The organism is Oleiphilus sp. HI0123 (assembly GCF_001635315.1).
Map to the genome: position 1 here is coordinate 1 of NZ_LWGE01001134.1, position 5,393 is coordinate 5,393.

Sequence of the window (5,393 nt, forward strand, 5' to 3'; positions counted from 1 at the left end):
CCGCCAACATCAGTGTCCTCTATATAAACGCGTATTGGCAGACTGAATGCTTCGCTAGAACATGTCATATCACGCTCCGCCGCTGAGTTCGGCGGGTGCTTTCAAACCAAAATGCTGCCATGCTTTTTGTGTTGCCAGACGACCGCGCTGCGTTCTTGCCAAATACCCTTGCTGAATCAGGTAAGGCTCCAAGACATCCTCAACCGTGCCTCGCTCCTCACTAATTGCTGCCGCCATGCTTTCTACGCCAACCGGGCCGCCAGCAAATGTTTCGAGTACCGCGAGTAGTAAGCGCCGATCCATTTGATCCAAGCCTTTTGCGTCAACGTTGAGCATACTTAGGGCTTTATCAGCATTGTTCTTATCCAAGACACCATTACCTTTAACCTCGGCGTAGTCTCTTACTCGCCTTAGCAATCGATTGGCTATCCGGGGCGTCCCTCTGGAACGACAGGCTATCTCATCGGCTCCACCCTGTTCAATCTCTAATCCGAGTAACTGGGCTGAACGACTAACAATGGAGCTCAAATCCTGGTTATTGTAGAACTCAAGACGCTGAACGATCCCAAATCGGTCTCTTAACGGAGAGGTGAGCAAACCTGCTCGCGTGGTTGCACCAACAAGCGTAAAGGGAGGTAAGTCGAGCTTGATAGACCTTGCAGCCGGACCTTCACCTATCATGATATCGAGCTGATAATCTTCCATTGCCGGATATAAGACTTCTTCAACTGAAGCATTCATTCGGTGAATTTCATCAATGAAAAGAACGTCTCCTGCTTCCAAGTTTGTCAGCAATGCAGCAAGATCACCGGCTTTTTCAAGAACAGGGCCAGAAGTAGACTTAATATTGCTCCCTAGCTCATTTGCAATAATATTCGCTAGCGTTGTTTTACCTAGTCCAGGCGGACCGAAAATAAGCACATGATCCAGCGCTTCTTGCCTTTTACTGGCTGCTTGAATAAAGATATCCATTTGCTCTTTAACAGCGGGCTGCCCAACATAGTCACTTAAAGACTTAGGCCGAATCGCTCTATCTTGAACATCTTCACTCACACCACCAAGCTCGGCAGCTTGAGCGGCAATAATACGATCTGCTTCAATCATGTACATTCCAAACAGGAAACATCAATCTGGGCGTGGCCGTAATGACACACCAAGAACTTACTATGAAAGACAGTTTACAGATCAATCCAAGGGACTAAAGTTAAAAATATGTTAGACCTCGCCGACCTATAAGCCAGGTGCTACAACATTCCTTTTAGTGCAGCTTTAAGAAGAGACTCTAGGGTTTGCCCCTCATGACGCACTGATTTAATAGATTTCGCAGCATCTTGAGGCTTATAACCCAAGGAAATCAGCGCCGCTTCGGCTTCACCTTCGATATCGCTAACACGCGCTAGAGGCATATCAAGCTCAGAAATTGACACATCACCACCCTCAGGAACAAGGCCTTTAACCTTATCTCTCAGCTCTATCAACAACCTTTCGGCCGTTTTCTTGCCAATACCTGGTAGCTTCACCAACGTAGAAACATCATCATCAGCTACGCAGCGAGCTAAAGATGCACTATCTAAACCAGATAGAATAGTTATCCCCAACTTTGGACCAACACCGTTAACCTTTATGAGAACCCTGAACATGTCTCGGTCTTTCTTATTCAAGAAGCCATATAACAATTGAGCATCTTCGCGAACAACAAAATGAGTATATAGGCTCACGCTAGCGCCCGCCTCAGGCAAAGAAAAAGACGTAGAAATTGGTACCTCGACTTCATAACATATGCCCGACACATTTAATAAAACACTCTGGGCACCCTTCTCTTCGACTATTCCTAGCAATTTACCAATCATCTAAATTATCTACCTTATTTACTATTGATTTCCCATTTTGTCGCCTTAAGCAAATCAGTCAATAACTACCGCATACGACCACCGCGACTTTGACTAACACCAGAAACTTGCAGCAACAGCTTCTCACTATTCGCATGGCAAATTGCTATTGCCAAAGCATCTGCTGCGTCTGCTTGAGGTGAGCTTTCAAGCTTTAACAGGTGCATAACCATTAACTGGACTTGAGACTTATCTGCCCCCCCCTTACCAACAACCGCTTGCTTGACCTTTCTAGCCGAATACTCGTTAACTTCGAGCCCTGAATTCGCGGCTGCAACAATGGCTACGCCACGTGCCTGACCAAGCTTAAGCGCTGAAGAAGGGTTCTTGGCCATAAAAACCTCTTCGATTGCAAATTGATCCGGTTGATACTGCTGAATGAGCTGTCCAACGGCTTGAAATATAACTAACAGACGGTCGGAAAATGCTCCATCCCCGGTACGAATACAACCACTTGCAACATAAGATAAACGCCCCCTATCCTTCGAAATAAGCCCGTAGCCGGTTACTCGTGAGCCGGGATCTATACCTAGTATCAGGGACATACTTCTAAACCTTTTGATTGTTAATCAGTATCAAGGCGGTAAAACCGCCTACCATTATGCCAGGTAATATTCTGGTACGAATCGGAAGAAAAAATGCCTTTAATCAAACTCAAATCTTCATTTCTAAATGGCCTCAAAGCGCGCGTTGAGGGAAGATCTGTTCCAAACATCAAAGCATTAGGATTAATCAGCACCATCTCTTGAAGGCGCTTAATAGGGTCAAAATCGACTCGACCAAAGCCGCAAACTTTTACATAAACGCCATGCCTTAATAAATCATCTACAACAGGAAACGATGACTTCTCCATACCCATGTGATCAATACATACCTTAGGCAAATTCTTGATCAAATCTTGAAGATGATATAAACCTTCAGATGAAATATATAACTCAATATGCCAACCACACAAGTCATAAACTCGTTGTGCGAAATAGCATAGATAGCCAACCCGCTCACTTCCACCCCGAAAGAGGTTAAAGCGAACCCCCCTTACTCCGGCAGCATCGAGTTTTAATAGTTCACCATCAGAAATATCATGTGGAACCTGCGTAACCCCGACAAAATTATTAGATCTTGAGTTTAGTAAGGCAAGCGCCGAAAGTAGATAGCTCTGATCAAAAGCCTGAAAAGAGCCTGAAACAACGACACCACTCTTGATATTAAGCAGTGAGACACGTTCAAGATATTGTTCTACATCAAAGTCATCTGGTAAGAAGCCGTGATTAGAAACTAAGGGAAATCGACTATCAATTATATGAAAATGAGCATCAAAAACTGACAACTAAGCACTCCCAATGTAAAGGACGGCTCTTATGATACAGAACATCACCAATGGATCGAAGTTGCCTTAGAAAAATAGATAAACCAAACCAAGCTTTAGCTCATCAAGCACTTATCAAGTTCAGCTAATAAAAAGAAAAGAAATCAGTGCGGTGGGTTTAGCAGAGCTAAACTCTCACCGCACAAATTAGATATAAAGCTTAAATTTTAAGCTTTATTCTCAGTTTCTTTAGACTTAACACGAATGTGAAGTTCACGAAGCTGCTTATTATCAACTTCGCCAGGAGCCTGAGTTAACACACAGGTTGCACTTTGTGTTTTAGGGAAGGCAATCACTTCACGAATAGACTTAGCGCCAGTCATTAACATCACTAGACGATCCAAACCAAAGGCCAAACCACCATGAGGAGGACAACCATATTTTAGGGCGTCTAATAGGAAACCAAACTTATTTTGGGCTTCTTCGTCATCGATACCAAGAATCTCGAAAACAGTTTTTTGCATGGTGCCGTCATGAATACGAATTGAGCCACCGCCTAATTCACAACCATTCAAGACCATATCATAAGCTCTTGACAAAGCGGTTGCCGGATCTTGCTTCAACTCTTCAGGTGAGCACGATGGAGCAGTAAATGGATGGTGAATAGCTGTTAAACCACCGTCATCTAACTCCTCAAACATTGGGAAGTCCACTACCCACATTGGCGCCCACTCACAAGTATAAAGATCAAGGTCCTCACCGATCTTGCATCGAAGTGCACCAAGCGCTTCGTTGACAATTTTCTCTTTGTCAGCACCAAAGAAGACGATATCGCCATTTTTAGCACCCACCTTTTCCATAATGGATAGGGCAACATCTTCACCCAAGAACTTAACAATTGGTGATTGTAGGCCTTCAGCGCCTTTTTCAAGTTCGTTAACCTTGATCCAGGCCAAGCCTTTCGCGCCGTAAATACCAACGAACTCAGTGTATGCATCAATTTGCTTACGAGATAATGATGCACCGCCATCGACCTTAAGCGCAGCAACACGGCCTTTAGGGTCTTTTGCAGGCCCAGCAAATACTTTAAATTCTACAGTTGCCATTAAGTCAGCAACATCCACAATCTCTAAGGGAATACGTAGATCCGGTTTGTCACTACCATAACGGCTCATTGCCTCGGCGTAACTCATTTGCGGGAAGTTACCAAGCTCGACATCAAGCAAATCTTTGAACATTGAGCCAACTAAAGACTCCATCATGCCCATCAATTGATCTTCTTCAATATAAGAACACTCGACATCTACCTGCGTAAACTCAGGCTGACGATCAGCACGAAGGTCTTCGTCACGGAAGCACTTAGCAATCTGGTAGTAACGATCAACACCCGACACCATTAGTAGCTGCTTAAATAACTGCGGCGACTGCGGCAATGCAAAAAAGTTACCTTGATGAGTACGGCTAGGAACCAAATAGTCTCGCGCACCTTCTGGTGTAGCTCGTGTAAGAATAGGCGTTTCAACATCCATAAAGTCCAACTTATCCAAAAAGTTACGGATATAGTTAGTTACCTTAGAGCGGAACACGAGCTTGTTAAGCATCTCTGGACGACGCAGATCCATAAAACGGTACTTTAGGCGAGTGTCTTCGCCTACATCCACGTAACCATCTAGCGGGAATGGTGGTGTTTCTGCTTCATTCAATATCGTTAATTCTTTACCCAGTATTTCAATCTTACCAGTGGGCATATTGTCATTAACGGTGCCTTCTGGGCGAGCACGAACAAGGCCTTTTATCTGCAGTACCCATTCACTTCTTGCACGATCAGCTAACGCAAAAGCCTGCTCGGTATCTGGATCTATAACAACTTGAGCCATACCTTCACGATCGCGCATATCTAGAAATATAACACCCCCATGGTCACGACGACGGTGAACCCAACCGCAGAGAGTCACTTCTTGACCGATATTATCTTCATTAACCGAACCGCAATAATGGCTTCGCATAAACTATTCTCACTTAATTCTAAATACTGATTAATTGTTAATTATCTTTGTTAAATCGCTACTTTATCAGGCTGCTGAAGAGCTTTCACTGCCTTTAGATTTAGAGCTATTCTCATTCTTTGAGTTGCACAGGTTTTTCTTATTTCCTGTTTTAAAATCTGTCTCATACCAACCTGACCCTGATAACCTAAA

General features: G+C 44.0%; 5 protein-coding genes. All 5 read right to left on the minus strand.

The annotated features are described in order from the left end of the window. Positions 1-69: 69 nt before the first annotated feature. Positions 70-1,104 (minus strand): Holliday junction branch migration DNA helicase RuvB, encoded by a 1,035-nt coding sequence (ruvB, locus tag A3761_RS11840; protein WP_068511029.1) that lies wholly within the window; start codon positions 1,102-1,104, stop codon positions 70-72. A gap of 140 nt (positions 1,105-1,244) precedes the next feature. Continuing rightward, positions 1,245-1,850, minus strand: a complete 606-nt coding sequence (gene ruvA, locus A3761_RS11845) for a Holliday junction branch migration protein RuvA (protein ID WP_068511030.1) — start codon at positions 1,848-1,850, stop codon at positions 1,245-1,247. Between the two features lie 65 nt (positions 1,851-1,915). Further along, positions 1,916-2,434: a crossover junction endodeoxyribonuclease RuvC gene (gene ruvC / locus A3761_RS11850; protein ID WP_068511032.1), complete on the minus strand. Its 519-nt coding sequence runs from the start codon at positions 2,432-2,434 to the stop codon at positions 1,916-1,918. 20 nt (positions 2,435-2,454) lie between these two features. Then, entirely contained in the window at positions 2,455-3,216 is a 762-nt protein-coding gene (locus A3761_RS11855; RefSeq protein WP_068511034.1) for an amidohydrolase family protein, read from the minus strand. Positions 3,217-3,422: 206 nt separating this feature from the next. Beyond that, complete coding sequence (gene aspS / locus A3761_RS11860) at positions 3,423-5,201, minus strand: aspartate--tRNA ligase (protein WP_068553654.1); 1,779 nt, start codon at positions 5,199-5,201, stop codon at positions 3,423-3,425. Positions 5,202-5,393 lie beyond the last annotated feature (192 nt).